21 protein-coding genes are annotated in these 25,178 nt (G+C 64.7%); 10 read left to right on the top strand and 11 right to left on the bottom strand.

Features of this window, described 5'->3' with window-relative positions; genetic code table 11:
* Nucleotides 1-9: 9 nt before the first annotated feature.
* Together xdhC and guaD are read left to right on the top strand one after the other, a co-directional pair.
* Nucleotides 10-1,110 carry a xanthine dehydrogenase accessory protein XdhC gene (xdhC, locus tag J8I26_RS14605; RefSeq protein ID WP_209607831.1) on the top strand — a complete coding sequence of 367 codons (1,101 nt, stop codon included), beginning with the start codon at nucleotides 10-12 and terminating at the stop codon, nucleotides 1,108-1,110.
* Nucleotides 1,111-1,342: 232 nt separating this feature from the next.
* Entirely contained in the window at nucleotides 1,343-2,641 is a 1,299-nt protein-coding gene (gene guaD, locus J8I26_RS14600) for a guanine deaminase (RefSeq protein WP_209607830.1), read from the top strand.
* A 126-nt stretch (nucleotides 2,642-2,767) separates the two neighbouring features.
* Here the strand turns inward: guaD and J8I26_RS14595 are convergent, their stop codons facing one another.
* Nucleotides 2,768-3,370, bottom strand: a complete 603-nt coding sequence (locus tag J8I26_RS14595) for a TetR/AcrR family transcriptional regulator (protein ID WP_209607829.1) — start codon at nucleotides 3,368-3,370, stop codon at nucleotides 2,768-2,770.
* 302 nt (nucleotides 3,371-3,672) lie between these two features.
* On the opposite strand from J8I26_RS14595, the gene J8I26_RS14590 reads away from it, so the two are divergent.
* The 6 genes from J8I26_RS14590 to J8I26_RS14565 all read left to right on the top strand — a co-directional run bounded on the left by J8I26_RS14590 (nucleotide 3,673) and on the right by J8I26_RS14565 (nucleotide 13,234).
* Nucleotides 3,673-5,253, top strand: a complete 1,581-nt coding sequence (locus J8I26_RS14590; RefSeq protein WP_209607828.1) for an efflux transporter outer membrane subunit — start codon at nucleotides 3,673-3,675, stop codon at nucleotides 5,251-5,253.
* A 5-nt stretch (nucleotides 5,254-5,258) separates the two neighbouring features.
* Nucleotides 5,259-6,506, top strand: coding sequence for an HlyD family secretion protein (locus J8I26_RS14585; protein ID WP_209607827.1), 1,248 nt, complete (start codon nucleotides 5,259-5,261; stop codon nucleotides 6,504-6,506).
* A 39-nt stretch (nucleotides 6,507-6,545) separates the two neighbouring features.
* Nucleotides 6,546-8,117, top strand: a complete 1,572-nt coding sequence (locus tag J8I26_RS14580; RefSeq protein ID WP_209607826.1) for a DHA2 family efflux MFS transporter permease subunit — start codon at nucleotides 6,546-6,548, stop codon at nucleotides 8,115-8,117.
* Between the two features lie 152 nt (nucleotides 8,118-8,269).
* Nucleotides 8,270-9,277, top strand: coding sequence for an NAD(P)-dependent alcohol dehydrogenase (locus J8I26_RS14575; RefSeq protein ID WP_209607825.1), 1,008 nt, complete (start codon nucleotides 8,270-8,272; stop codon nucleotides 9,275-9,277).
* 271 nt (nucleotides 9,278-9,548) lie between these two features.
* Nucleotides 9,549-12,236: a DNA mismatch repair protein MutS gene (gene mutS / locus J8I26_RS14570; protein ID WP_209607824.1), complete on the top strand. Its 2,688-nt coding sequence runs from the start codon at nucleotides 9,549-9,551 to the stop codon at nucleotides 12,234-12,236.
* A 44-nt stretch (nucleotides 12,237-12,280) separates the two neighbouring features.
* Nucleotides 12,281-13,234, top strand: a complete 954-nt coding sequence (locus J8I26_RS14565; protein ID WP_209607823.1) for a hypothetical protein — start codon at nucleotides 12,281-12,283, stop codon at nucleotides 13,232-13,234.
* Between the two features lie 138 nt (nucleotides 13,235-13,372).
* Here J8I26_RS14565 and J8I26_RS14560 read toward each other — a convergent pair whose 3' ends face one another.
* Nucleotides 13,373-13,915, bottom strand: coding sequence for a peptidylprolyl isomerase (locus J8I26_RS14560; protein ID WP_209607822.1), 543 nt, complete (start codon nucleotides 13,913-13,915; stop codon nucleotides 13,373-13,375).
* A gap of 215 nt (nucleotides 13,916-14,130) precedes the next feature.
* Here J8I26_RS14560 and J8I26_RS14555 point away from each other — a divergent pair, with 215 nt between their 5' ends.
* Both J8I26_RS14555 and J8I26_RS22695 read left to right on the top strand, forming a co-directional pair.
* Nucleotides 14,131-15,252: a cupin domain-containing protein gene (locus tag J8I26_RS14555; RefSeq protein WP_209607821.1), complete on the top strand. Its 1,122-nt coding sequence runs from the start codon at nucleotides 14,131-14,133 to the stop codon at nucleotides 15,250-15,252.
* 328 nt (nucleotides 15,253-15,580) lie between these two features.
* Entirely contained in the window at nucleotides 15,581-15,841 is a 261-nt protein-coding gene (locus J8I26_RS22695; protein WP_245200339.1) for a hypothetical protein, read from the top strand.
* 476 nt (nucleotides 15,842-16,317) lie between these two features.
* On the opposite strand, the gene J8I26_RS14545 is transcribed toward J8I26_RS22695, so the two are convergent.
* The 9 genes from J8I26_RS14545 to J8I26_RS14505 all read right to left on the bottom strand — a co-directional run bounded on the left by J8I26_RS14545 (nucleotide 16,318) and on the right by J8I26_RS14505 (nucleotide 25,118).
* The gene (locus tag J8I26_RS14545) at nucleotides 16,318-17,103 is read right to left on the bottom strand and encodes an MBL fold metallo-hydrolase (RefSeq protein ID WP_209607819.1); all 786 of its coding nucleotides are present in this window, start codon (nucleotides 17,101-17,103) and stop codon (nucleotides 16,318-16,320) included.
* A 19-nt stretch (nucleotides 17,104-17,122) separates the two neighbouring features.
* Entirely contained in the window at nucleotides 17,123-18,307 is a 1,185-nt protein-coding gene (bamC, locus tag J8I26_RS14540; protein ID WP_209607818.1) for an outer membrane protein assembly factor BamC, read from the bottom strand.
* 79 nt (nucleotides 18,308-18,386) lie between these two features.
* Nucleotides 18,387-19,265: a 4-hydroxy-tetrahydrodipicolinate synthase gene (dapA, locus tag J8I26_RS14535; protein ID WP_209607817.1), complete on the bottom strand. Its 879-nt coding sequence runs from the start codon at nucleotides 19,263-19,265 to the stop codon at nucleotides 18,387-18,389.
* A gap of 204 nt (nucleotides 19,266-19,469) precedes the next feature.
* A complete protein-coding gene (locus tag J8I26_RS14530; RefSeq protein WP_209607816.1) occupies nucleotides 19,470-20,669 on the bottom strand; it encodes a tryptophan--tRNA ligase in 1,200 nt (399 codons plus the stop codon).
* 43 nt (nucleotides 20,670-20,712) lie between these two features.
* Nucleotides 20,713-21,375, bottom strand: a complete 663-nt coding sequence (locus tag J8I26_RS14525; protein WP_209607815.1) for a site-2 protease family protein — start codon at nucleotides 21,373-21,375, stop codon at nucleotides 20,713-20,715.
* 141 nt (nucleotides 21,376-21,516) lie between these two features.
* A complete protein-coding gene (locus J8I26_RS14520) occupies nucleotides 21,517-22,152 on the bottom strand; it encodes an L-threonylcarbamoyladenylate synthase (RefSeq protein WP_209607814.1) in 636 nt (211 codons plus the stop codon).
* A gap of 76 nt (nucleotides 22,153-22,228) precedes the next feature.
* Nucleotides 22,229-23,101 carry a protease HtpX gene (gene htpX / locus J8I26_RS14515; RefSeq protein WP_209607813.1) on the bottom strand — a complete coding sequence of 291 codons (873 nt, stop codon included), beginning with the start codon at nucleotides 23,099-23,101 and terminating at the stop codon, nucleotides 22,229-22,231.
* Nucleotides 23,102-23,202: 101 nt separating this feature from the next.
* Nucleotides 23,203-24,045: a 3',5'-nucleoside bisphosphate phosphatase gene (locus J8I26_RS14510; protein ID WP_209607812.1), complete on the bottom strand. Its 843-nt coding sequence runs from the start codon at nucleotides 24,043-24,045 to the stop codon at nucleotides 23,203-23,205.
* Between the two features lie 155 nt (nucleotides 24,046-24,200).
* A complete protein-coding gene (locus J8I26_RS14505) occupies nucleotides 24,201-25,118 on the bottom strand; it encodes an alpha/beta hydrolase (protein ID WP_209607811.1) in 918 nt (305 codons plus the stop codon).
* Nucleotides 25,119-25,178 lie beyond the last annotated feature (60 nt).

The following is a 25,178-nucleotide window of genomic DNA, read 5'->3' as shown; positions in this document are numbered from 1 at the left end:
GGAGCATTCATGACGACATGGCTTGCCGCGTTGCGGGAATTGCAGGACAGGTCCGTCCCGGCGGTGCTGGTGACGGTGGCCGAAATCCAGGGATCGACGCCGCGCGAGGCCGGCGCGCGCATGGTCTACACCGCCGACCAGCAGTACGACACCATCGGCGGCGGCCACCTGGAGTGGCGCGCGGCGCAGATCGCGCGCGCCATGCTGGAGGGCGACGCCGCCCAGCTGCCGGCCCAGCGCCGGCTGGAACGCATCGCGCTCGGCCCGAGCCTGGGGCAGTGCTGCGGCGGCGTGGTATTCCTGAGCTTCGAACGGGTCGATGCCATCGGCGTGTGGAAGGAACTGGAAAACCATTGGCGCAGCGGCACCGATGTCTGGCGCGCCTTGCCGCTGGACAGTGCCGAGCCGGTGCAGTTGTATGAAACCGACGGCGAGGCCTGCGACTTGAGCGGACCGGACAATGGCCTGCACGCCACGCTGTTTCGCGATGTGCGCAAGACCTACGTGACGCGCGACGCCTACGGCCGCCGCTGGCTGCTCGACCTGTGCCGCGCGCACCAGCCGCAGGTAGTGCTGTTCGGCGCCGGCCACGTCGGCGCCGCGATCGTGAAGGTCCTGGCCAACCTGCCCTGCCGCGTGCTGTGGGTGGATGAGCGCGAAGACATGTTCCCGGAGCAACTGTCGCCGCAGATCACGGTGGAGGCCACCGACGTGCCCAATGCCGCGGTCGACATGGCCGAGCCGGGCGCGTATTATCTCGTGATGACCCACAGCCACGCCCTCGACCAGCAACTGACCGAACGCATCCTGAAGCGGGATGCGGCGCACGGCGACGTCGGCTGGTTCGGCCTGATCGGCTCGTACACCAAGCGCAAGCAGTTCGAGCATCGCCTGGCCGACCGTGGATTTACGCAAGAGCAGCTCAACCGCATGACCTGCCCCATCGGCATTCCCGGCATCTACGGCAAGGAGCCTTCCAGCATCGCCATCGCCGTGGTGGCCCAGCTGATGCAGCTGTGGGAGCTGCGCCTCATACAGCCACAGCACCAGCCCGCCCGCAACAAGTTTCCACCTGCGCTCGCCACACACTTGCTGGACGGCAGAGGCTAAGGAAGACCCTGCCGTCACCCCGAGGATCCCTCCGGACAAGACGACCGCGCCGATGCAACACGGCGCTCCCGCCCTTTCCGGCGCAGCCGGATCCTCGTTCCGATTCCGCTTCACCCCATCCATCCGGAAGGCGCCGCTACGCCTCCGGTATGATGACCATAGAATCGACGCCGCCCGCGCGCCCTCACGCATATTGCCCCCTGCGCGCGGCGGCCAGCATTGAGGAAACACCATGAGCACATCCACGCAAGCCTACCGCGCCAGCCTGCTGCACTTCACCAACGACCCGGCCTTCGACGAACATGCCACGCAATGGCATGGCGACGGCCTACTGCTGGTGCAAGACGGCAAGGTCAAGGCCGCCGGTGACTACTCGCAGCTGATCGCCTCCGTCCCGGCCGGGCTGGAGGTGCAGGACCTGCGCGACAAGATCATTTGCCCCGGCTTCGTCGACACCCACATCCACTATCCGCAGACCGACATCATCGGCTCGCCGGCCCCCGGCCTCTTGCCCTGGCTGGAGAACTACACCTTCCCGGCTGAGCGCCGTTTCGAGAACCCCGAGCACGCCGGCGAGGTCGCCGACTTCTTCCTGGCCGAGCTGCTGCGCAACGGCACCACCAGCGCGGCGGTCTACTGCACCGTGCATCCGCAATCGGTGGACGCCTTCTTCGCCGCCAGCCACAAGCGCAACCTGCGCATGGTGGCCGGCAAGTGCCTGATGGATCGCAACGCCCCCGACTTCCTGCGCGACACCGCCGAGACCGGCGTGCGCGAGAGCGAGGAGCTGATCAAGCGCTGGCACAACAAGGGCCGCCAGCACTACGCCATCACGGTGCGCTTCGCGCCGACCTCGACGCACGAGCAGATGAAGCTGGCCGGCGAACTGGCCGCGCAATATCCGGACGCCTACATCCAGACCCACGTGGCCGAGAACACCGATGAAGTGAAATGGGTGAAGGAGCTGTATCCCGACGCCCGCAGCTACCTCGACGTGTACGACCAGTACGGACTGATGCGCAAGCGCGCGCTGTATGCGCACTGCATCTGGCTGGATGATGAAGACCGCGCGCGCATGGCGGCCACGCAGTCGGCAGCCACGATCTGCCCGACCTCCAACCTGTTCCTGGGCAGCGGCCTGTTCGACTTCCCCAATGCCGACCGCGCGCGCGTGCCGCTGTCGCTGGCCACCGACGTTGGCGGCGGCACCAGCTTCTCGATGCTGCAAACCATGAATGAGTTGTATAAGGTCGGCCGCATGGGCGGCACCTACCTGCCGGCGGCGCGCATGTTCTACCTGGCGACGCTGGGCGGCGCCCGCGCGCTGCAGCTGGAAGGCACCATCGGCAACTTCGCGCCGGGCTGCGACGCCGACTTCATCGTGCTGGATCCGCAGGCCACCCCGCTGCTGGCGCGCCGCAGCGCCACCACCGACAGCCTGGAAGAGCAGCTGTTCGCGCTGGCCATCCTGGGCGACGACCGCACCATCGCGGCCACCTATTCGGCAGGCAAGCTGGCGCACCAGCGCTGAGTCGCTTCGCCGCGCGCGACGTTGGCATCGCGCAAAAAGAAAGCCCGGCATCATCACGATGCCGGGCTTTTTTTGTTGATCGCTGGCTGATTCCTGCGCAGCGGCGAATCCGCAGACCGTCTCCGTTCAGCGCGGCTGATAGAGATACATGAAGGCGTCCACCGCGCGCTCGACCGAAGCCTGCAGTTGCTCGGGCGACAGCTCGGTGACGACGTTGAGCATGCGCACATCCATCCATTCCGCTTCCACCAGCGAGCGGAACTGCAGCGCGGCGATCCAGGCGTCGCCTGTATGCAGCTTGCCCTGCTCCATCTTCCGCTTCAGAAAGTCGGCGATGCGCGTCCAGCCGCGCTTGGGACCGCGCTCGTAGAGCATGGGGCCGAGCTCGGACTTGCCGGCGTAATACATCGCCAGGCGTTTGACCGCCACCACCTCGGGCTTGAGCACGATCGCCAGATAGCGATGCCCCAGCCGCAGCAAACCCTGGCGCACGTCGTCGCCGTCGCTCAGTTCCTCGAAGGCCGGCTCGAACTGGCAGCCGACCTGCTTCATCATCACCTCGACGAAGATTTCCTCCTTCGAGCTGAAGTAGTTGTACAGCGTTGCCTTGGAGCCGCCGATGCGGGCGGCGATCTCGGCCATCGAGGCGCCCTCGAAGCCGATCTCGTTGAATACCTCGCCGGCGATGTCGATCATCGCCTGGCGGCGTTCCTCACTTTTCTTGCGCATGCCTGGTTTCCTGGGTGCGTCTTGCTACGACTGCGTTCAATTCTGTCTTTGCGGCCGATGCTGCCGGTTTGTCAATTCTGACGGGTCATTTCCCGGCGGCATGGCGATGTGACCGTGATTATAGGCGGAGATGCCATCCAAAGCCGCCAAATCAAGTCATTTTCCTGTCAAAAAATCGCTGTTGCTGCTACGCCGCATAAAGACGAGTAATTTCTCGCAATCCTTCTTGACTATTCCGATTTCTCAATACTATACTGAACTGTACAGTTTTGAAACGTGATTTTTCTTCCTCATCCACGACCATGAACAATCATTCCTCTCCCGCCCACGACGGCTCCGACCCGGCCAGGAGCGGCGTTGCCGCCGCCCTGCGCGCGCTGCCGCTGCGCCCGGTTGCGACGGCATCGGCGATCGCCCTGGCGGCCGCCGTGCTGGCCGGCTGCGCCTCTTTCACCGATCTCGGCCCGCGCGCCGAACCGAAATCCATCGACGCCTACCAAAGCGGCCAGCTGCTGGCCGCCACCGCACCGCAGGCCGCCTGGCCGACCGACGCCTGGTGGAAGGTCTATGGCGACGACCAGTTGAACGCCCTGATGGACGACGCCCTCAAGGGCTCGCCCTCGATGGCGGCAGCCAAGGCGCGCCTGCTCAAGGCCGAAGGTGCGGCCCAGCAGCAAGGCGCGGCCCTGTATCCCGAGATCAGCGCCAACGCCTCGCTGGATCACATGAAGCAGTCCTATAACAACGGCATGCCGGCTGAATATGTGCCCAAGGACTACAACAACGAAACCCGCGCCACGCTGGACTTCAGCTACGAGATCGACTTCTGGGGCAAGAACCGCGCCGCGCTGGCCGCCGCCACCTCCGAACTGGAGGCCGCGCGCGCCGACGCCGCGCAGGCCCGCATCACGCTGGCCACCTCGATCGCCTCGGCCTACGCCGAGCTGGAACACCTGTACGCCCAGCGCGACACCAACGAAGCCGCGCTGAAGGTGCGCGTGGATTCGCTGGACCTGTTCAACCAGCGCTTCGCCAACGGCCTGGAGACTCGCGGCTCGGTCAAGCAGATGGAAGCGCGTCGCGCCATGGCCGAAGCCGACCTCAAGGCCACCGACGAATCCATCGCGCTCCAGCGCAACAAGCTGGCCGCGCTGGCCGGCGCCGGCCCTGACCGCGGCCTGCTGCTGGTGCGTCCCAAGATCGACCTGAGCAAGCCGTTCGCCCTGCCCGCCGAGCTGCCGGTGAACCTGCTGGGCCGCCGCCCCGACATCGTGGCCGCGCGCCTGCGCGCCGAAGCCGCCGGCAAGCAGATCAAGGTGGTGCGCGCCGCTTTCTATCCCAACGTCAACCTGAAGGCCTACTTCGGCTTCCAGTCGCTGGGCATCGACCTGCTGACCAGCCGCGGCTCCGACATCGGCAGCATCGGCCCCGCCATCTCGCTGCCGATCTTCAACGGCGGCCGCCTGCGCGGCCAGTTCCGTTCGGCCAGCGCCGGCTATGACGAGGCCGTGGCCAACTACGACCAGGCCGTCACCCAGGCGCTGCAGGACGTGGCCGACGTCGGCGTCTCCGAGAAGGCGTTGTCGGGCCGGCTTGAGAAAGTCCAGGCCGCGGCCGACGCCGCCGAAGAGGCATACCGCATCGTCAGCAACCGCTACAACGGCGGCCTGGCCAATTACCTGGATGTACTCAACGCGCAGGACACGCTGATCACCAACCTGCGCCAGCTCTCCGACCTGCGCTCGTGCATGTTCTCGCTCGACGTCGCGCTGGTGCGCGCGCTGGGCGGCGGCTACAGCGACCAGCAAGGCGGCACCGGCAAGGACAACGGCGGCGGCAACATCGGCTCCGCCACTCAAACAGATACGCAAGCGAAAGGTTAATCATCATGTCCCACAGCGATTCCCAGGCAACCCACACCATGGCGGACGACGCCGCAAAGCAACGTGAAGAAGCCGCCACCAAGGCTGCGGCCACGGCCAAGCGCAAGAAGCTGTTCTCGATCTTCGGCGGCGTGGTCGCCATCGTCGGCATCGGCTACGGCGCCTACTGGTATCTGGTCGGCTCGCGCTACGTCGAGACCGACAACGCCTACACCGCCACCGAGATCTCGGTGGTCACCCCGGCCATCAACGGTATCGTGGCCGACGTCAAGGTGGTCGACACCCAGGCCGTCAAGAAGGGCGACGTGCTGGTGGCGATCGACGACGCCGATGCCAGGCTGGCGCTGGCCCAGGCCGAAGCCGACCTCGACCGCACCGAGCGCCGCGTGAAGGGCTTCTTCGCCAACGACGCGGGTCTCGCCGCGCAGGTGCTGGCGCGTGAAGCCGAACAAAAGCGCGCAGCCGCCCAGCTGCTGTCGGCCCAGGCCGATGTGAAGCGCGCCGAAATCGATCTGCAGCGCCGCGAAGCGTTGTCGAAGTCGGGCTCGGTGTCCGGTGAAGAACTCTCCAACGCCCGCACCGCCATGCTCAACGCCCAGGCCAACCTGAAGGCGGCCGAAGCCGGCGAAGTGCAGTCGCGCGCCAACACCAAGGCGACCATCGGCGCGCAGAAGGCCAGCACCGTGCTGACCGCCGACACCACCGTCGACAACAACCCCGAAGTCGTACTGGCCCGCGCTAAGCGCGACCAGGCCAAGCTGGATCTGGAGCGCACCGTGCTGCGCGCCCCGGTGGACGGCGTGGTGGCGCGTCGCCAGGTGCAGGTCGGCCAGCGCGTGCAGACCGGCGCCAACCTGCTCTCCGTGGTGCCGCTGCAGCAGATGCACGTGGACGCCAACTTCAAGGAAGGCCAGCTGACCAAGGTCAAGATCGGCCAGCCGGTGACCATGACCGCCGACATCTACGGCAACTCGGTGGAATACCACGGCGTGGTGACGGGTCTGTCCGGCGGCACCGGTTCGGCCTTCGCGGTGATCCCGGCGCAAAACGCCACCGGCAATTGGATCAAGGTGGTGCAGCGCCTGCCGGTGCGCGTGTCCATCGATCCGAAGGAACTGGCGCAGCGTCCGCTGTCGGTGGGCCTGTCGATGATGGTCGAGATCGATACCCGCGGCCAGATTCAGGCCGGCGATGCTCAGCAGCCGCAGCAGAAGACCGCGCAGAACGGCGACGCCAAGGCCGCAGCGCTGTAATCCGTATCCGGCACAAGACGACTCAAGAAGAGGTTTCCCATGTCATCCACTGTTAGCGCAGACGCCGGCGCACTACCGGCTCCGGCGCCCTCGGCCGAGCCGGGCAAGCTGTCGGGCGGCCAACTGTTCGGCGCCGGCATCCTGCTGGCGGCCGCCAACTTTATCGCGGTGCTGGACACGACGATCGCCAACGTCTCGGTCTCGCACATCGCCGGCGCCCTCGGCTCGTCCACCAGCCAGGGCACCTACGTCATCACCTCCTATGCGGTGGCCGAGGCTATCACCGTGCCGCTGACCGGCTGGCTGGCCAATCGCTTTGGCACGGTGCGCGTGTTCATCACCTCAATGGTGCTGTTCGGCCTGTTCTCGGCGCTGTGCGGCCTGGCCAACTCGCTGGGCATGCTGGTGCTGTTCCGCATCCTGCAAGGCCTGGCCGGCGGCCCGCTGATGCCGCTCTCGCAAACCCTGCTGCTGCGTATCTTCCCGAAAGAGAAGGCGCCTGCCGCCATCGGCCTGTGGGCCATGACCACGCTGGTGGCGCCGATTGCGGGCCCGGTGCTGGGCGGCGTGCTGTGCGACCAGTACAGTTGGCCCTACATCTTCTGGATCAACGTGCCGGTGGCGCTGGTGTGCGGCTGGCTCGGTTGGCGCATGTTGAAGCCCTTCGAGAGCAAGACCACCAAGCTGCCCATTGACCGCATCGGCCTGTTGCTGATGATCGTGTGGGTCGCGGCCTTGCAATACATGCTCGACGAAGGCAAGGAGAAGGACTGGTTCGCCTCCACCGAGATCGTGGTGCTGGCCGTGATCGCGGTGGTGTTCTTCATTGCCTTCCTGATCTGGGAGCTGACCGAGCGCAACCCGGTGGTTGACCTGCGGGTGTTCCGCCACCGCGGCTTCTCGGCCAGCGTGACGACCATCTGCCTGGCCTTCGGCGCCTTCTTCGGCTCGGTGGTGCTGACGCCGCTGTGGCTGCAAGGCTATATGGGCTATACCGCCACCTGGTCGGGCTGCGTCTCAGCGCTGACCGGCATCCTGGCGGTGATGACTGCGCCCTTCGTGGCCAAGATGTCGGCCAAGGTCGACGGCCGCAAGCTGGTCTGCATCGGCGTGGTGTGGCTGGGGCTGATGACCTTCGTGCGCGCCTTCAACACCACCGACATGACGATCTTCCAGATCGGCTGGCCGCTGTTCCTGCAGGGCATCGGCATGCCGCTGTTTTTCGTGCCGCTGACCGGCCTGGCGCTGGCTAGCGTGAACGAGGAAGAGACCGCCTCGGCGGCCGGCCTGATGAGCTTCTGCCGCACCATGTCCGGCGCGATTGCGACCTCCATCGTCAACACCAGCTGGGAAAACGACACCACCTACTTCCGCGCCGAACTGGCCGGTCTGGTGGATCGCGCCGGCGATGCGGTCAACACCATGACCGCCTCCGGCATGACAGCCGACCAAGCCACCGGCTCGCTGGTGCAGACGGTGCAGAACCAGGCCGTGATGCTGGCCACCAACCACATCTTCATGATGGCCGCGATCTCCTTCTCGCTGGCGGCGATGGCGGTGTGGCTGGCGCCCAAGCCCAACCGCGTGGCCGATACGTCTTCGGCGCACTAGGCAGCTAAGCGCAACCCTCCCCCGACGGCCTGTTCCCCTGCAGGCCGGGCAGGCGGCCACTTCGGTGGCCGCCTGTTTTTTTATGCGCCGACGGCAAACTGGCGATTTTGCTAGACTGCCCGCAAACCCATCACAGCCACGGAGACCGCACCATGAGAGCCCTGCAAGCCGACGCCTTTTCCATCGCCAGCCTGAAGATCGCCGAGGCGCCCAAGCCGCAGCCCAAACGCGGCGACATCCTGGTGCGCGTGAAGGCGGCCAGCCTGAACTACCGCGACCTGGCGATCCTCTCGGGTAGCTACATGCCCGATCTCAAGCTGCCCTATGTGCCGTCCTCGGACGCCTGCGGCGTGGTCGAGGCGGTGGGCGAGGACATCACTCGCTTCAAGGTCGGCGACCGCGTGGTGCCGGTCTACATCCAGGGTTGGCGCGATGGCGCGCTGACGCCCGAGCAACGCGCCGGCGGCTCGCTGGGTGCGCCGCTGACCGGTGTGCTGCAGGACTACGTGGTGGTGCCGGCCGAGGACGCCGTCGCCGCACCGGACTATCTCACCGACGCCGAAGCCAGCACCCTGCCCATCGCCGCGCTGACGGCCTGGTCCTGCCTGCAGCAAGGCGGCCTGCAAGCCGGCCAGACCGTGCTGGTGCAAGGCACCGGCGGCGTGGCGCTGTTCGCCGCGCAGTTCGCCCGCGCCGCCGGCGCGCGCGTGATCGGCCTGACCTCCAGCGACGCCAAGGCCAAGCTGATGCGCGAGATGGGCGTAGACACCGTGATCAACTACAGGCAGACGCCCGAGTGGTCCGGCGCGGTGCGTGACGCCACCGGCGGGCGCGGCGTCGACATCGTGGTGGAGACCACCGGCAGCAGCCTGTCGCAGTCGCTCGCGGCGGTGCGCTTCAACGGTTTCGTCGGCGTGATCGGTTTTGTCGGCGGCATGGAAACGCCCTTGAACATCCGCCAGCTGATCGGCCCGATGATCCGCATGCAGGGCGTGGTGGTCGGCTCGCGCGCCGGGCTGGAAGCGATGATGCGCATGATGTCCATGCACCGGATCAAGCCGCTGATCGACTCCGTCTTCCCGCTGGAACGCGCGGCGGAGGGCTTCGCCCGCATGGAGCGCGGCGCGCATTCGGGCAAGATCGTCATATCGTTTGATTAGCAGTTTGATCAAGGCCGGGCGTCGCCATTGACGCCCGGCAATCCGCTTGGCTGCCCCGCCCCATTGCGCGTACAATCCCAGCTCAAGCATGCGGACCCCGGTCCGCATTTTGATTTTATGGCCGGCCCGCGCCTGCACACCGTGCGCGGCCCGCCGCACAGCCTTTCCCGCCGCCAGCCCTGGCCCCTCGCAACGACAGGCGCCTCAGCCCGCGCGGCGGATGCAATCCCTGACACGCACTACCCGGCCCCAGGCCAGAACGAATACGCTGATGACCAAAGACCTCGCCGCCCACACGCCGATGATGCAGCAATACCTGCGCATCAAGGCGGACTACCCGCAAACGCTGGTGTTCTATCGCATGGGCGATTTCTACGAACTCTTCTTCGACGACGCCGAGAAGGCCTCGCGCCTGATGGGCGTGACCTTGACCCAGCGCGGCTCCTCCAACGGCAATCCGATCAAGATGGCCGGCATCCCCTACCACTCCGCCGAGCAATACCTGGCGCGCCTGATCAAGCTGGGCGAGTCGGTGGCGATCTGCGAACAGATCGGCGATCCGGCCACCAGCAAGGGGCCGGTCGAGCGCAAGGTGGTGCGCGTGGTCACCCCGGGCACGCTGTCGGACTCCGACCTGCTGCCGGAAAAATCCGAGCGCTGCCTGCTGGCGCTGCAAGTGGCGCCGGCCAAGCAGCGCAAGCAGGTGCAGGTCGGCTTGTCATGGCTGTCGATGGCCAGCGGAGCCTTGAAGCTGATGGAATTCAGCGTCGACAGCGAGTTGCTGGATACCCGCATCAAGCAGGAACTGGAACGCATCTCCCCGGCCGAAATCCTGATCGCCGATAGCCAGCAGGAGCAATGCGACCCACTGCTGCCCAACCGCGGCGTGACCGTGCCCGACTGGCACTTCGACCAGCCCAGCAGCGAGAAAGCCTTGCTCGACCAATTGGCCGTGGCCACGCTGGACGGCTTCGGCGCGCAAGGCCTGACGGTCGCCATCGGCGCGGCCGGCGCCTTGCTGCGCTATGCGCAATCGACCCAGGGACGCGGCCTGCAGCACGTGCGCGCGCTGACCGTCGAGTCCGAAAACGAATTCATCGGCCTGGATGCCTCCACCCGCCGCAACCTGGAACTGACCGAGACCATCCGCGCGCAGGATGCCAACGCGCTGGCGCCGACGCTGTTCTCCACGCTCGACCATTGCCGCACCGCGATGGGTTCGCGCCTCTTGCGTCACTGGCTGCACCATGCGCTGCGCGACCAGCAGGTGGCGCGCGCGCGCCATGCGGCCATCAATGCGCTGATGCGCACCGACGCCTGCTCCGGTTTGTCGGCCACGCTGGCGGCGGTGCCCGACATCGAACGCATCACCACCCGCATCGCCCTGCTGTCCGCGCGCCCGCGCGACCTGGCCGGCCTGCGCGGCGGCCTGCAGCAACTGAGCTCGCTGCGCGCTTATGTCGCCATGTGCGGCCGCGACGCCGATGCGCCGCTGCTGGGCCAGCTGCACGACGCCCTGGCCACCCCGGTGGAATGCGTGGATCTGCTGGAGCGCGCCATCATGCTGGAGCCGGCCGCCATGGTGCGCGACGGCGGCGTGATCGCACGCGGCTACGACGCCGAGCTCGATGAACTGCGCGGCCTGTCGGAGAACGCCGGCCAGTTCCTGCTGGACTTGGAGGCGCGCGAGCGCGCGCGCACCGGCATCGCCAACCTGCGCGTGGAATACAACAAAGTGCACGGCTTCTATATCGAAGTCACCAATGGCCAGAGCGACAAGGTGCCGGAAGACTACCGCCGCCGCCAGACGCTGAAGAACGCCGAGCGCTACATCATCCCCGAGCTGAAGGCCTTCGAGGATAAGGCGCTGTCGGCGCAGGAGCGCTCGCTGTCGCGCGAGAAGTTTCTGTACGAACAATTGCTGGGCGCGCTGGCGCCGCACATCGTCACGCTGCAGGCCATCGCCCATGCGCTGGCCCAGCTCGACACGCTGGTGGCGCTGGCCGACCACGCCGCGCGCAACAACTGGTGCGCGCCGCAGCTGGTGGCCGAACCCTGCATCCAGATCGAGCAAGGCCGCCACCCGGTGGTGGAAAACCAGATCGAACGCTTCATCGCCAACGACTGCCAACTGGCCGCCGAGCGCAAGCTGCTGCTGATCACCGGCCCCAACATGGGCGGTAAGTCGACCTTCATGCGCCAGGTGGCGCTGATCACGCTGCTGGCCTATGTGGGCAGCTTCGTGCCGGCCACCAGCGCGGCCATCGGCCCGATCGACCGCATCTTCACCCGCATCGGCGCGGCCGACGACCTGGCCGGCGGCCGCTCGACCTTCATGGTCGAGATGACCGAATCGGCCGCCATCCTCAACAACGCCAGCGAGCAGTCGCTGGTGCTGATGGATGAGGTCGGCCGCGGCACCTCGACCTTCGACGGCCTGGCGCTGGCCTGGGCCATCGCCAAGCACCTGATCGACGTCACCCGCAGCTTCACGCTGTTCGCCACGCACTACTTCGAGCTGACCCAACTGCCCGAGATCCACCCTAGCGCGGCCAACGTGCACCTGTCGGCGGTGGAGCACAAGGACAGCATCGTGTTCCTGCATGCGGTGCAAAGCGGGCCGGCTTCTCAAAGCTACGGCTTGCAGGTGGCGCAGCTGGCGGGCGTGCCGGCGCCGGTGATCCGCGCCGCGCGCAAGCACCTGTCGGCGCTGGAAAGCCAGTCGATGCAGCCGACGCCGCAGTTCGACCTGTTCAGCACGATGCAATACGTGGAACCCGAACCTGAACCGCAGGAAGTCAATCACACGCCTGAACAAGCGCCGCAGATCGTGGTCGAAACGGATCCGCGCGCGCAAGCGCTGCTGCAATCGCTGGACCAGCTGGATCCCGACGCGCTGACGCCGCGCCAGGCGCTCGATGCGCTGTACCAGCTGAAGCAACTGAGCCGGAACGACTGATCCGGCGCCGAGCAGTTCCACCCGAGAACCTGAGGCCGCCCCTGATGAAGCGCTTGCTGCTGACCGCCCTGCTTGCCTGCTCCGCCTCACTGGCGGTGTTGGCGACGCCGTCGGCAGCAGCCGCTGAACCGGCGCAACAGGGCCATCAGGATTTCGCCTTCGGCATGATCAGCCACGCCTTCGCCGGCGACAACGGTGAAGAAGTACTGCGCCGCGCGATCACCGAGACCGACGCCGACAATCTGGCCTTCGTGGTCGTCAACGGCATCAAATCGTCCTCCGAACCCTGCGACGACGCGCTCTACAGCCAGCGCCGCGAGATCCTCTCACAGGCCCAGAACGGCGTCTTCATGTCGCTGGCTGCCAGCGACTGGATCACCTGCCGCGACAAGGAGCAGCGCTCGGACGCCATCGAACGCCTGGCGCGCATGCGCGAGCTGTTCCATTCGGGCGAGTTCTCCTTCGGCGCCAGCCGCCTGCCTCTGCTGCGCCAGTCGCTCACCCCGAAGTTCCGCGGCTATGCCGAGAACACCCGCTGGGAAGTCGGCAACATCCTGTTCGCCACCGTCAACCTCCCGGCCGGCAACAACCACTTCCTGCTCGACGGCGGGCGCAACAACGAATTCGAGGATCGCCTGATCGCCAATCGCAACTGGCTGCAGCACCTGTTTGCCTACGCGGCGCTGAAGAAGGTCTCGGCGGTAGTATTCTTCAGCGACGGCAATCCCTTCGGGCCGCCGCCCAAGCGCTCCTTCTTCCGCACCCAGCGCGACGGTTTTTCCGAAACGCGCCGGGCCTTCTCCGAGTTGGCCGGCAAGTTCCAGGGCCGGGTGCTGGTGGTGCATGGCGAAACCGGCAAGAACAAGAATCCGCCGCGCATCCTGTGGACCGGCAATCTCGGCAGCGTGGGCGCCGGCGAGCGCTGGCTGAAGGTGGTGGTGGACGACCATCTGCCGCAGTTGTTTGCGGTGGCCGATGCGGATGGCGAGCGGCGCTGAGCGCGATCATCCTCATGCCCTCGCGGCATCCGCTGCGCGACCGCATATTCCTCATACGACAACCTCTGTCCGACAATGAAAAACGCCCGCGATTGCGGGCGTTTTTCTGGATGCGCAGACCGCGTGGCGGCCTGTGCATCAGTTCAGCGGCTGGCTGCGGAAGTGATCGCCGGCTTCGCCTTCATCTTCATCGTGGTGATGGTGATGATGGCCGTGCGGGCCGTGCACGTGGCCGTGCGACACTTCTTCTTCCGATGCGGCGCGCACTTCGGCCACCGACAGTTCGAAGCGCAGCGCGATGCCGGCCAGCGGGTGGTTGCCATCCAGCACGGCCTTACCGTCGGCCACTTCGGTGACGGTGAAGATCACGGTGTCGTGGCTGTCGTCGTCGGGCGAACCTTCGAACTGCATGCCGACTTCGATCGGCTGCGGCAGGCGCGACACCGGCTCGATCTTGACCAGCTCGGAATCGTACTCGCCGAAGGCGTCTTCCGGCTCGACCTGGATGGTGGTCTGGTAGCCGGCTTCCTTGCCGTCCAGCGCTTCTTCGATCTTGGGCAGGGTGTTGCCGTAGCCGCCGTGCAGGTACACCATCGGCTCGGTGCTTTGCTCGATCAGGTTGTTCTGCGCGTCCGACAGTTTGTAGTTCACGGAAACTACGGTGTTCTTTTCGATCTTCATCGTTGGGGTCCTTTGCTTTCGGTATGTGGAGGGAGCGGCAGGCTCTGCCATATCCTCAAGAGCTCCCTGCCATTCCCTCACGGCAAGGACTCCTTTGTTCACGCTGCTTGATTCTTCACGCTGCCTAGAGCGCGATTATACCTGCATCAAACCGGGTTCAAACTTCATCGGGCCTGCACTGCTTCAAGGGTTCGCACGCGCCTATAATGGCGGGCATGAAAAAACTCGAACTGCTCGGCGGTCTCACGCCCGCCCAATTCCTGCGTGATTACTGGCACAAGAAACCCCTGCTGATCCGCCAGGCCATCCCCGGCTTCCAGGCCCCGCTGCCGCGCCAGGAGCTGTTCGACCTGGCCCGCCGCGACGAGGTCGAATCGCGTCTGATCACCCATCGCGCCGACGGCTGGGACATGCAGCACGGCCCGGTCGACAAGCTGCCGGCATTGAAGCAAAAGGCGTGGACGCTGCTGGTGCAGGGCGTGAACCTGCATCACCCCGCGGCCGACGAACTGCTGCGCCAGTTCCGCTTCATCTCCGACGCGCGCCTGGACGACCTGATGATCAGCTACGCCAGCGACGGCGGCGGCGTCGGCCCGCACTTCGATTCCTATGACGTGTTCCTGCTGCAGGCCCACGGCCAGCGCCGCTGGCGCATCAGCGCGCAGGAAGACTTGACGCTGGAAGAAGGCGTGCCGCTGAAGATCCTCAGCAACTTCCAGCCGGAAGAGGAGTTCGTACTGGAGCCGGGCGACATGCTCTACCTGCCGCCGCACTATGCGCACGACGGCGTGGCCGTGGGCGAATGCATGACCTATTCGATCGGGTTCCGCGCGCCGGCTTACCAGGAACTGGGCGAGGCCTTCCTCGAGTTCATGATGGACACCATCGACCTGCCCGGCCGTTATGCCGACCCGGACCTCAAGCCCAGCGCCAAGCCGGCTGAACTGCCGGTGGAAATGCTGGCGCGCATCCGCGACGAGATCAACAAGATCCGCTTCACCGACGACGACATCACCATCTTCCTCGGCGAACATCTGTCGACGCCGAAGGCCAGCGTGTTCTTCGAGCCGCCGGCCGAAGAGCTGTCTTTTGCTCGCTTTTTCCAGGGCGCGAAAAAGCGCGGCCTGCGCCTGCATCGCAAGACGCAGATGCTGTATCGCGGCGCGAATGTCTTCATCAACGGCGAGTCGTTCCAGGTCGGCCGCGCCGACAAAGGCATCCTCGCCGCGCTGGCCGATCGACGCCAACTGGGAAAAACCGAATTCGAGAATGCGTCGGAAGACCTGCTTGAAGCGCTGCACCAATGGCATGAAAGCGGCTGGTTGGAATTCAATTGAATTAATTCGAGATCTTCCAAAAAACCGGCGAGTTGACGTTTGGTCAATCGTCGGAAAGCGGCTTGGATAAAGGCCTTCCGAGCACGTGGGTATAAATGTAAGAACTTACAAATTCTTACGAATTAGCGCGATTGCGGTGTGATTTCGGCAAAAAATAGCTATAATAACGGGCTGGAAAGTTTTCTTTGTTTTGGCATGTTTCGGCAGTAAAAAGAAGCAAGAACCGAGGCCTGGCCGCAAGGTCGACCAAGACCGCGAAAACCTCCTGTAGAGCGATAATTACCGGTAATTATTCATCGCACAATTTTTAAATATTGAAGGAATATTCATGAAAAAGACTCTGTTGATCGCTTCCCTGCTGGCTGTTGCTCTGGCTGCTTGCGGCAAGAAAGAAGAAGCTCCGGCACCTGCACCTGCTGCTGAAGCTCCTGCTGCTGCTCCGGCACCTGCTGCTGAAGCTCCTGCTGCCGCTCCGGCCGCTGACGCTGCCAAGCCGGCTGACGCTGCTCCGGCTGCTGACGCTGCTAAGCCGGCTGACGCCGCTCCGGCCGCTGACGCTGCTAAGCCTGCTGACGCACCGGCAAAATAATCTTCAGATTATTTTCAGAAAAACCGGTCCTCTGGGCCGGTTTTTTTTCGCCTGCACTTTGCGGCGCGCGTCCCCTTCTCTTGCCCGCTCTCCGGCCTGTTTCTTCCGCCGACTTCCCCCAACTCGCCAACGCTCCCTCCTCCATCATTACGCCGGCATGACTCTGCCCCCGATCAGGCGCCCTCACACACGCCCCAGATCACTGTACAAGCCGTTTTTGGATCCGAATCCACCTCCTGACTGACAAAGCACTGACAAGCGCTTAAAAGGCCTGTGATGCGCCCGGATGGATTGCGCCCGGCATTGCATCGGTGGACAAAAACATCATGGGAATGGCAGAACCAACGGCAACCGGAAAGAAGCGCCTGCGTCGGAAAGCTTGATCGACGACCTGCAAAGAAGCAGGCAATGGCAACAATTTGTTTCTCGCGCTCGGCATGCCAGGCTGACAAATCGCTGACCTGCTCGCCTTTCCTTTACACGTCCAACCAGCCGAAGCCTTCGTCCTGGCAGGCGATGCCGATGCCGCCGAAGGTCGTGCCGAGCACGCTCTCCAGTGCAGCGCGCGCCAGTTCGGGGGTATTGTTCTGCTGGCTCAGATGCGCGCCGATCACCTGCTTGAGCCGACTCTTGTCGAGCAGCTGCAGGATTTCGGCGCTGGTCTCGTTGGCGAGATGGCCGTAGGCGCCGCCGATGCGGCGTTTGAGGAAAGCGGGATACGGAGAATTCTCCAGCATCGTGCGGTCGTGATTGCACTCCAGCAGGAGCGCATCGCAAGCGCCGAGCGACTGCACCAGGTGCGCGGTAGACTGCCCGGCATCGGTCAGTACGCCCAAGCGACGGTCGCCGTCGGCGGCGACGTACTGAACCGGCTCGCGCGCATCATGCGGGACGGTATAAGGCGTGAGTTCGAGATCGCCCACGGCGATCTTCTGGCCGTCGGCGCAGATGCGCACGTCGACATCGTTCGTGTCTTTCGAGACCGCCTGCCAAGTGCCGTAGCTGAGCCAGACGGGAATGCGGTAGCGGCGGGCAAACTTGAATACGCCGGCGACGTGGTCGGAATGCTCGTGGGTGACCACGATGGCGGAAACATCGGAAGGGTCGAGCCCCAGGCGCAGCATGCGCCTTTCGGTCTCGCGCAAAGCAAAGCCGCAGTCCAGCATCACGGTCGTGCCCGAATTGGGACGATGTGCGCCGGCTGCGGCCGAAATCAGCAGCGCGTTGCCTTCGCTGCCGCTACCGAGGCTCGCGAACTTCATTTGCGGCCCCGGTATTGCATCACTTCAGTTGGTCGTTCAGCAGTCCGAGGATCTTGTCGGCAGTGGAGGAAACCTCCTGCTTGCCGTCGTTGTTCTGGACCACGATGTTGCTGCTGTCGCCGCTGCCCTGAACCACGATACGGTACTTGGCGGCGGTCTTTTCCTTATCCTTGGAGCTGGAGAAGATGCGCGAGAAGAAGCCCGGCTTGTCGGTCTTGTCCTTGGCATCTTCGTTCTGGTCGACATAACGCACGAAGTAGACGCCCTTGCTGCGGTCGCGGTCTTCCACGGTGAAACCGACGCGATCCAACGCCAGGCCGACGCGGCGCCATGCGCGGTCGAAGCTTTCATCAACCTGCACGCTCGAACCCGAGGCCGACTTGAGCAGCTTGGAGCGTGCCTGCAGCGTGGGCGCATTGGCCACGGCCGCCTTGGCCTTGGTTTCCTCGGCGCCCAGGCGCACCATCAGGCGCGACAGGAATTCGGCTTCCAGACCCGGGTCGGACGGACGTGCGGTCCACACCGAGGTTTCCTTGGCCGAACCGGTCAGCACTTCTTCTGCGCCGCGGTGGCTGATGAAGATTTCAGTGGTGCCGTTCGGGCCGCGCTCCAGGCGGGTGCGGAACTTGTCGCGCTCACCGGTCGAGTACAGCGAGTCGAACACCTTGCCCAGCGTGCTGCGCACGAAGTCCTGCGGGATCTTGGCGCGGTTTTCGGCCCAGTCGGTTTCCATCACGCCGGTGTCCGGCGATTCGACGTTGATCAGGAAGCCGCTGTCCTGCCAGAAGTCCTTGATCTGCGACCACAGCGCATCCGGCGACTGCTTGACCACCAGCCAGCGCTGGGAGCCGTCGCGCTCGATACGGATGTCGTTGCCGTTGCTGACCGGCGCCACCGCGGTGACATCGGTGGTCGGCTTGGTCTGCTGTTCCAGGTTGTAGCCGGAAGCGGTAGCCACGCCCTTGTTCGCCTCGGGGATCGCGTAGCGGTTGTCGCGCTGCAGCTGGGTCAGGTCGGGCGGCACTTCCAGGCGCGGGCCACGGGCCTTTTCCGCGCTCTTGTAATCGATACGGTCGCCTTCGAGCATGTTGCCGATGGACGAGCATCCTGCCAGTCCCGCGAGAGCCAGTGCGACGACGATGCTGCGTTGGGAAAGGGTGTACGCGGAGCGAGCCACAGGACGAACGTTCTTGCTATTAGTCATATCGTTACTATTCAAAGCGGGATCGATTTTGAGGAGACAGGTCCGAAACAAGCCGAAGCAGGCAAATCGGCCAAGCCAGTTATTTTAATACACCCGACTCGCGCAAGGCCGCGCGCACGGTATCGTGGAACGCCGCCCCCAGCGGCGCCAATGGCAGGCGCATGCCCGACTTGATGATGCCCATTTCCTGCATCGCCCACTTCAGCGGCACGGGGTTGGGTTCGACGAACAGCTTGTTATGCAGCGGCAGCAGCTTGTTGTTCAGTTCAACGGCGCGCGCGATGTTGCCAGCCATGGCGGCCACGCACAGCTCGTGCATGTCGCGCGGGGCCACGTTGGCGGTGACCGAGATGTTGCCAGCGCCGCCGTACAGCATCAGCGCGATGGCGGTGGCGTCGTCGCCGGAATAGATGGCGAAGTCCTTCGGCGCCAGGCGGATCAGGTCGGTGCCGCGGGCGATGTTGCCGGTGGCGTCCTTGACGCCGACGATGCCCTTCACTTGCGCCAGGCGCAGGATGGTCTCGTTGCTCATGTCGGCCACGGTGCGGCCCGGAACGTTGTACAGGATCACCGGCAGGTCGACCGATTCGGCGATCTTCTTGAAGTGAAGATACATGCCTTCCTGGGTCGGGCGGTTGTAGTAGGGCACGACCTGCAGCGAGGCGTCGGCGCCGACCTTCTTGGCGAACTCGGTCAGTTCGATGGCTTCGGAAGTCGAGTTGCCGCCGGTGCCGGCGATGATGGGAATGCGTTTGGCAGTATGCTCCACCGCGATCTTGATCAGTTCGCAGTGTTCTTCCATCGAGACGGTGGGCGATTCGCCGGTGGTGCCGACGATGACGATGCTGTCGGTTCCCTCGGCGATGTGCCAGTCGATCAGTTTGCGCAGGCCATCGAAATCGAGGCTGCCGTCCGGATGCATGGGAGTGACGATTGCGACAATGCTACCCTTGATCATGATGTGCGTACTTTAGGTGTAGGTGAAAATAAAAAACCGATTGTAGCGGATAGACGCCTCAATCGGTCAATTTGCCGCTCACACAGATGAAAGCGGAAGTAAAAAAACTGTGCTGCGCGCCCTCTTTCCGGCAGATGGACAGCCCCTGCGCCCGGGCGCGTTGCCCGGGTTCAATATCGCGCGGCGACGCCGCGATCACTGCAATCAATAACCCAGCCCCATCGCCTCACGCACGTCGCGCATGGTGTCCTGCGCCAGCTTGCGCGCCTTCTCGCAGCCGTCGGCCACGATCGCGCGCACCAGCGAAGGATCGTCCAGGTAAGGTTGCGCGCGCTCGAGCATGGGTTGCTGTTCTTGCAAGATGGCGTCGATCACCGGCTGCTTGCACTCCAGGCAACCAATGCCGGCCGAGCGGCAACCCTTGGCGGCCCAGTCCTGTACCTCCGGCGCCGAGTACACCTGGTGGAATTGCCAGACCGGGCACTTGTCCGGATCGCCTGCGTCGCTGCGGCGCACGCGCTGCGGATCGGTCGGCATGGTCTTGATTTTTTTGGTGACCGACTCCTTGTCCTCACGCAGGGCGATGGCGTTGCCATAGCTCTTGGACATCTTGGCGCCGTCCAGGCCGGGCAAGCGCGAGGCTTCGGTCAGCAGCGCCTGCGGCTCGGTCAGGATCAACTTGCGGCTGCCTTCCAGATAGCCGAACAGGCGCTCGCGGTCGATCATCGACAGGTTCTGGGCGTCGTCCAGCATGGCCTTGGCCTGCTCCAGCGCTTCCTCGTCCCCTTTTTCCTGGAACTGGTTGCGCAGCTCCAGGTACAGCTTGGCGCGCTTGCTGCCCAACTTCTTGGCGGCGGCCTGGGCCTTTTCCTCGAACCCTTTTTCCTTGCCGTACAGGTGGTTAAAGCGACGCGCGATCTCGCGCATGATCTCGATGTGCGGCACCTGGTCCTCGCCCACCGGAACCTGGCTGGCGCGGTAGATCAGCACGTCGGCCGCCTGCAGCAGCGGATAGCCGAGGAAGCCGTAGGTCGCCAGGTCGCGGTCTGAGAGTTTTTCCTGCTGGTCCTTGTAGGTCGGCACGCGCTCCAGCCAGCCCAGCGGCGTGGCCATCGACAGCAGCAGATGCAGCTCGGCGTGTTCGGGCACGCGCGACTGGATGAACAGGGTGGATTGCGAAGGATCGACGCCGGCGGCGAGCCAGTCCACCACCATTTCCCAGGTACTGGTCTCGATCACGGAGGGATCGTCGTAATGCGTGGTCAGCGCGTGCCAGTCGGCCACGAAGAACAGGCAGGGCAATTCGGATTGCAACTTCACCCAGTTCTTCAGGGCTCCGTGGTAGTGGCCCAGGTGCAATGCGCCGGTGGGGCGCATGCCGGAGACGACGCGGTCAGGATACATGGCGGTTGGCTATGCTTGTTTTCGGTATTTGCCCTGCCCGCGCTCAACGCAGCAGGAAGGTCAGCGGAGAAACGATCAGCTGCAGCACCAGGCTGGCAGCATACATGACCGGCGCCATCCACCAGGTATAGATCACCTTGAGCAGCACCAGCGCCATCACGATGAAAAAGCCGTACGGTTCGATCTGAGCGAATTTATACGCATACTTGTTCGGCAACAAGCTGGTGAGCACTCGACCGCCGTCCAGCGGCGGGATCGGGAACAGGTTGAAGGCGAACATCACCAGATTGGTCAGCACGCCTGCCTTGGCCATGAGCATGAAGAATTCTTCCTGCACGCCGCCCAGCACCAGTCCGTAGATCACCAGCGTCCACAACAGCGCCATCAGGAAATTGGCGCCCGGGCCGGCCAGCGCCACCCAGGCCATGTCGCGCTTGGGGCGGCGCAGATGACCGAAATTGATCGGCACCGGCTTGGCGTAGCCGAACAGGAAGGCGCCGCTGGTGGCGAAGTACAACAGGATAGGAATGAGGATGGTGCCGAAGGGGTCGATGTGCTTGATCGGATTCAAGCTCATGCGGCCCATCGAGTAGGCGGTGGTGTCGCCGAAAAACTTCGCCGCATAGGCGTGCGCTGCCTCGTGCAGGGTGATGGCGAACAGGACGGGAAGCGCATACACCGCGACAGTCTGGATGAGATCGTTCATGGGCCGGGATTTTATCAGAGGGGCAACATAGGCCCCGGGAATTCACAAAACTTCGAGCAAGGATCCGGCCAGACCGAACCGGCGGGCATCACCTGCAGCCCACCGTCGCCGGCAACGGATCGCGTACGAATCAAATAGGGATCAAGCCGCCTGCAACCCGAACAGGCTGGCGTCGCCCCTGCCCTGGCGCACCAGCACCGGCTCGTTGTCGTCGGTCAGGTCGATCACGGTGGTCGGCTCCAGGCTGCAGGCGCCGCTGTCGATGACCAGTTCGATCTGCTTTTCCAGCTGGTTGCGGATGTCATCGGCATTGGTCAGCGGCAGCTCGGCGTCGGGCAGCATCAGCGTGGTGCCCAACAGCGGCTGGCCCAGTTCCTCCAGCAGCATGTGGGCGATGCGGTTCTCGGGCACGCGCAGGCCGATCGTCTTGCGCGAGGGGTGCGACAGGCGACGCGGGACTTCCTTGGTGGCTTCCAGGATGAAGGTATAGGCGCCGGGGGTGGCCGCCTTCAGCAGCCGGTACTGGCGGTTGTCGACGCGCGCGTACTGGGCGATCTCGGAGAGGTCGCGGCACAGCAGCGTCAGGTGGTGCTTCTCGTCCACGCCGCGGATGCGACGCACGCGCTCGACCGCATCCTTGTTATCCAGCTGGCACACCAGCGCATAACAGGAGTCGGTCGGCAAGGCCACCAGGCCGCCCTTGTGAATGATCTGCGCGGCCTGCTTGATCAGGCGCAGCTGCGGATTCTCGGGATGAATTTCGAAAAACTGGCTCATGACATCGTTTCCAACTGAAGTTCGACAATGCAAAACGGCGGTGTCGCCACCGCCGTTTGCTGTCCGTACCGCTATTTTACCTTTGGCCGCGCAGGGCTGCGATGCGCTGCTCCAGCGGCGGGTGGGTCGAGAACAGCTCCATGATGCCCGGCTTGTCGCTGATGCCCATGGCCGCCATCGATTGCGGCAAGCCCTCCGGCGAGAAGCCGCCCAGGCGCGCCAGCGCGTTGATCATCGGCTGCGGCGTGCCCAACAGGCGCGCAGCGCCGGCGTCGGCGCGAAATTCACGATGGCGCGAGAACCAGGCCACGATGATCGAGGCGCCGATGCCGAACACTACCTGGCACACCATCACGGTCACCATGTAGCCGATACCCGGGCCTTCGTCGTTATTACGGCGCAGCGCCGAGTCGACGAAGTAGCCGACCACGCGCGAGAGGAACACCACGAAGGTGTTCACCACGCCCTGGATCAGGGTCATGGTGACCATGTCGCCGTTGGCGATGTGCGCCACCTCGTGGCCCAGCACCGCTTCCACTTCTTCCTGCGTCATGCCCTGCAGCAGACCGGTGGAGACCGCGACCAACGCCGAATCCCTGAACGCGCCGGTGGCGAAGGCATTCGGTTCGCCCTCGTACACCGCCACCTCGGGCATGCCGATGCCGGCGCGCTGCGCCAGCTTGCCCACGGTCTGCAGCAGCCAGGCCTCGGTGCCGTTGACCGGGGTCTCGATCACGCGCGCGCCGGTGGACCATTTGGCCATGCTCTTGCTCATCAGCAAGGAGATGATCGATCCGGTGAAGCCGACCACCAGCGAGAACACCAGCAGCATCGGCAGGTTCAGGCCCGAGCGGGTCAGGAAGCGGTCTACGCCCAACAGCGACAAGATGACGCTCATCACGACCAGCACGGCAATGTTGGTGGCGATAAACAGCAAGATGCGTTTCATGGGAAAAAACTCCTATCGGGAAAGTGGGTATTAGATAGGAATATGCCCCCGGAATTCAAGAGCTTGCGCGCGCAAACCCAGATTGGAGGGGGGATTTCGGCTTACAGATCCCAGTCGTGCCACACCGGCTTCACGCCGGAGGGCAGCGGCGGCAGGCCGCCCAGGTCCACCCGCGACTCGCCGGGGCCGTGGAAGTCGGAGCCCATCGAGGCCAGGAAGCCGTAGCTGCGCGCGACTTGCGCGTATTGCTCGTACTGGTCCGGGGTGTGGCTGCCGGTGTTGACCTCGATGGCGGCGCCGCCGAGTTGCTTGAACTCGTCGAACAGTGCGCCGAACTGGGTCTGGGTGTATTTGTAGCGTCCCGGGTGGGCGATCACCGCCACCCCGCCAGCGCCGCGGATCCACTGCACCGACTCGGCCAGCGTGGCCCAGCGGTGCGGCACATAGCCCGGCTTGCCCTCGGTGAGGTAGTTGGCGAACACCTCCTTGGTATCGCAGCAGTGGCCGCACTCGACCATGTGACGCGCGAAGTGGGTGCGCGAGATCAGGTCCGGGTTGCCGACGTGCTTCAGCGCGCCTTCATAGGCGCCGCAGATACCGACCTTCTCCAGCTCGCCGGAGATTTCGCGCGCGCGGCGCTCGCGGCCGTTGCGGGTGGCGGCCAGGCCTTCGACCAGGGCCGGATTGGCTTCATCCACGCGCAGACCGACGATGTGCACCGTCTGCCCGCACCAGGTCACCGAGATCTCGACGCCGCCGACGTGCTTCATGCCCAGGGCCCGAGCGGCCTCCCGCGCACGCGCCACGCCGCCCACTTCATCGTGGTCGGTCAGCGCCCAGACGTCCACGCCGTTGGCGTGCGCGCGCGCCGCCACCTCCTCCGGCGGCAGCAAGCCGTCAGAGACGTTGGAATGGCAATGCAGGTCGAACTTGAGTTGGGACATGGCGATGATGCGTGGTGACTCGGGCCGGTCGCTTGTGGCTGCCGCCGATCACGAACTGCATGACGGTTGCGAACGTTTCCATTTTACCGCGCATCGGGGCCTGCGGTGCTCGCGCGGGCGCTGCCGCAACATTGCCTGCGCAACGCCTGCGGAGGTCAGACGGGCTGTGCCAGGAAGCCCTCGATCAGTTGGGCCAGGCGCTCAGGCTGGTCGTGATGCAGCATGTGGCCGGCGTCGTCGATGAACTCCACCGTAGCCTTGGGAATGAAGCCGATGCGGCGGTCGATCTCTTCGCGCATCAGCGCATGCGAGCCGAAGAAACGGCCGATGTCGCTCTCGGTGGCTTCCACCCACAACACCGGCGCGGTGATGCGACTCCAGCACGCCATCATTTCGTCGACCCGGTAGAGGATCGGGCTGGCCTGCTTGTGCGCCGGGTCGCCCAGGATCTGCCACAGGCCGGAAGCATCCTGCGCCGCCCAATGCTGCGAAAGGAAGGCTGCGCGCGCGTCGGACAGGCGCGCATTGTTTTTCTGCAGCCGCGCCGCAACCTCTTCCTGCGTGTCATAGCCGCGCATCAACGGTCGATTCCTGACCTCGTCCATCCATTGCGCGAAGCGGCCCGGCGCCTGTTCCGGCTTGGCCGTGGGCAGGCCCAGCCCTTCCAGGTTGATCAGGCGGCGAATGCGCTGCGGCCGCACGCCGGCGTATAGCGTGGCGACATTGCCGCCCATGCTGTGACCCAGCAGGTCGATGGCGGCGTCACCGGCATAGTGATCGATGATGGCCTCAAGATCGGCCAGATAGTCGGGGAACCAGTAGGAGTCGGCCGGCGTGCGATCGGTCAGGCCGAAGCCGCGCCAGTCGGGCGCGATCACGTGCCAGTCGCCCTGCATGGCGTCCACCATGAACTGGAACGAAGCCGAGACATCCATCCAGCCGTGCAGCATGAACAAGGCCGGCGCGTTCGGGTTGCCCCAGTGGCGCACATGGTAGCGCAGGCCGCGCACCTGCAGGAACTCGGATCGGGATGGCTTGGCTGGGCTGGAAATGGGGCTGCCGCTCTGGCTCATGGCTGTTCTCTTCTCTGCTGCATCAAATGAAGCTGCAGAGTATAGACAAATTCGAACGAC

Source organism: Herbaspirillum sp. LeCh32-8 (genome assembly GCF_017814915.1).
In the GTDB taxonomy this organism is placed as follows: domain Bacteria; phylum Pseudomonadota; class Gammaproteobacteria; order Burkholderiales; family Burkholderiaceae_D; genus Herbaspirillum.
The sequence above is the reverse complement of the archived record's forward strand: the minus strand, read 5'-3'. Positions and strand labels throughout refer to the sequence as shown.

Excerpts from the sequence above, each read along its gene's own strand:
- xdhC (WP_209607831.1), top strand. The coding sequence starts at position 10 with ATGACGACATGGCTTGCCGCGTTGCGGGAATTGCAGGACAGGTCCGTC.
- guaD (WP_209607830.1), top strand. The coding sequence starts at position 1,343 with ATGAGCACATCCACGCAAGCCTACCGCGCCAGCCTGCTGCACTTCACC.
- J8I26_RS14595 (WP_209607829.1), bottom strand. The coding sequence starts at position 3,370 with ATGCGCAAGAAAAGTGAGGAACGCCGCCAGGCGATGATCGACATCGCC.
- J8I26_RS14590 (WP_209607828.1), top strand. The coding sequence starts at position 3,673 with ATGAACAATCATTCCTCTCCCGCCCACGACGGCTCCGACCCGGCCAGG.
- J8I26_RS14585 (WP_209607827.1), top strand. The coding sequence starts at position 5,259 with ATGTCCCACAGCGATTCCCAGGCAACCCACACCATGGCGGACGACGCC.
- J8I26_RS14580 (WP_209607826.1), top strand. The coding sequence starts at position 6,546 with ATGTCATCCACTGTTAGCGCAGACGCCGGCGCACTACCGGCTCCGGCG.
- J8I26_RS14575 (WP_209607825.1), top strand. The coding sequence starts at position 8,270 with ATGAGAGCCCTGCAAGCCGACGCCTTTTCCATCGCCAGCCTGAAGATC.
- mutS (WP_209607824.1), top strand. The coding sequence starts at position 9,549 with ATGACCAAAGACCTCGCCGCCCACACGCCGATGATGCAGCAATACCTG.
- J8I26_RS14565 (WP_209607823.1), top strand. The coding sequence starts at position 12,281 with ATGAAGCGCTTGCTGCTGACCGCCCTGCTTGCCTGCTCCGCCTCACTG.
- J8I26_RS14560 (WP_209607822.1), bottom strand. The coding sequence starts at position 13,915 with ATGAAGATCGAAAAGAACACCGTAGTTTCCGTGAACTACAAACTGTCG.
- J8I26_RS14555 (WP_209607821.1), top strand. The coding sequence starts at position 14,131 with ATGAAAAAACTCGAACTGCTCGGCGGTCTCACGCCCGCCCAATTCCTG.
- J8I26_RS22695 (WP_245200339.1), top strand. The coding sequence starts at position 15,581 with ATGAAAAAGACTCTGTTGATCGCTTCCCTGCTGGCTGTTGCTCTGGCT.
- J8I26_RS14545 (WP_209607819.1), bottom strand. The coding sequence starts at position 17,103 with ATGAAGTTCGCGAGCCTCGGTAGCGGCAGCGAAGGCAACGCGCTGCTG.
- bamC (WP_209607818.1), bottom strand. The coding sequence starts at position 18,307 with ATGACTAATAGCAAGAACGTTCGTCCTGTGGCTCGCTCCGCGTACACC.
- dapA (WP_209607817.1), bottom strand. The coding sequence starts at position 19,265 with ATGATCAAGGGTAGCATTGTCGCAATCGTCACTCCCATGCATCCGGAC.
- J8I26_RS14530 (WP_209607816.1), bottom strand. The coding sequence starts at position 20,669 with ATGTATCCTGACCGCGTCGTCTCCGGCATGCGCCCCACCGGCGCATTG.
- J8I26_RS14525 (WP_209607815.1), bottom strand. The coding sequence starts at position 21,375 with ATGAACGATCTCATCCAGACTGTCGCGGTGTATGCGCTTCCCGTCCTG.
- J8I26_RS14520 (WP_209607814.1), bottom strand. The coding sequence starts at position 22,152 with ATGAGCCAGTTTTTCGAAATTCATCCCGAGAATCCGCAGCTGCGCCTG.
- htpX (WP_209607813.1), bottom strand. The coding sequence starts at position 23,101 with ATGAAACGCATCTTGCTGTTTATCGCCACCAACATTGCCGTGCTGGTC.
- J8I26_RS14510 (WP_209607812.1), bottom strand. The coding sequence starts at position 24,045 with ATGTCCCAACTCAAGTTCGACCTGCATTGCCATTCCAACGTCTCTGAC.
- J8I26_RS14505 (WP_209607811.1), bottom strand. The coding sequence starts at position 25,118 with ATGAGCCAGAGCGGCAGCCCCATTTCCAGCCCAGCCAAGCCATCCCGA.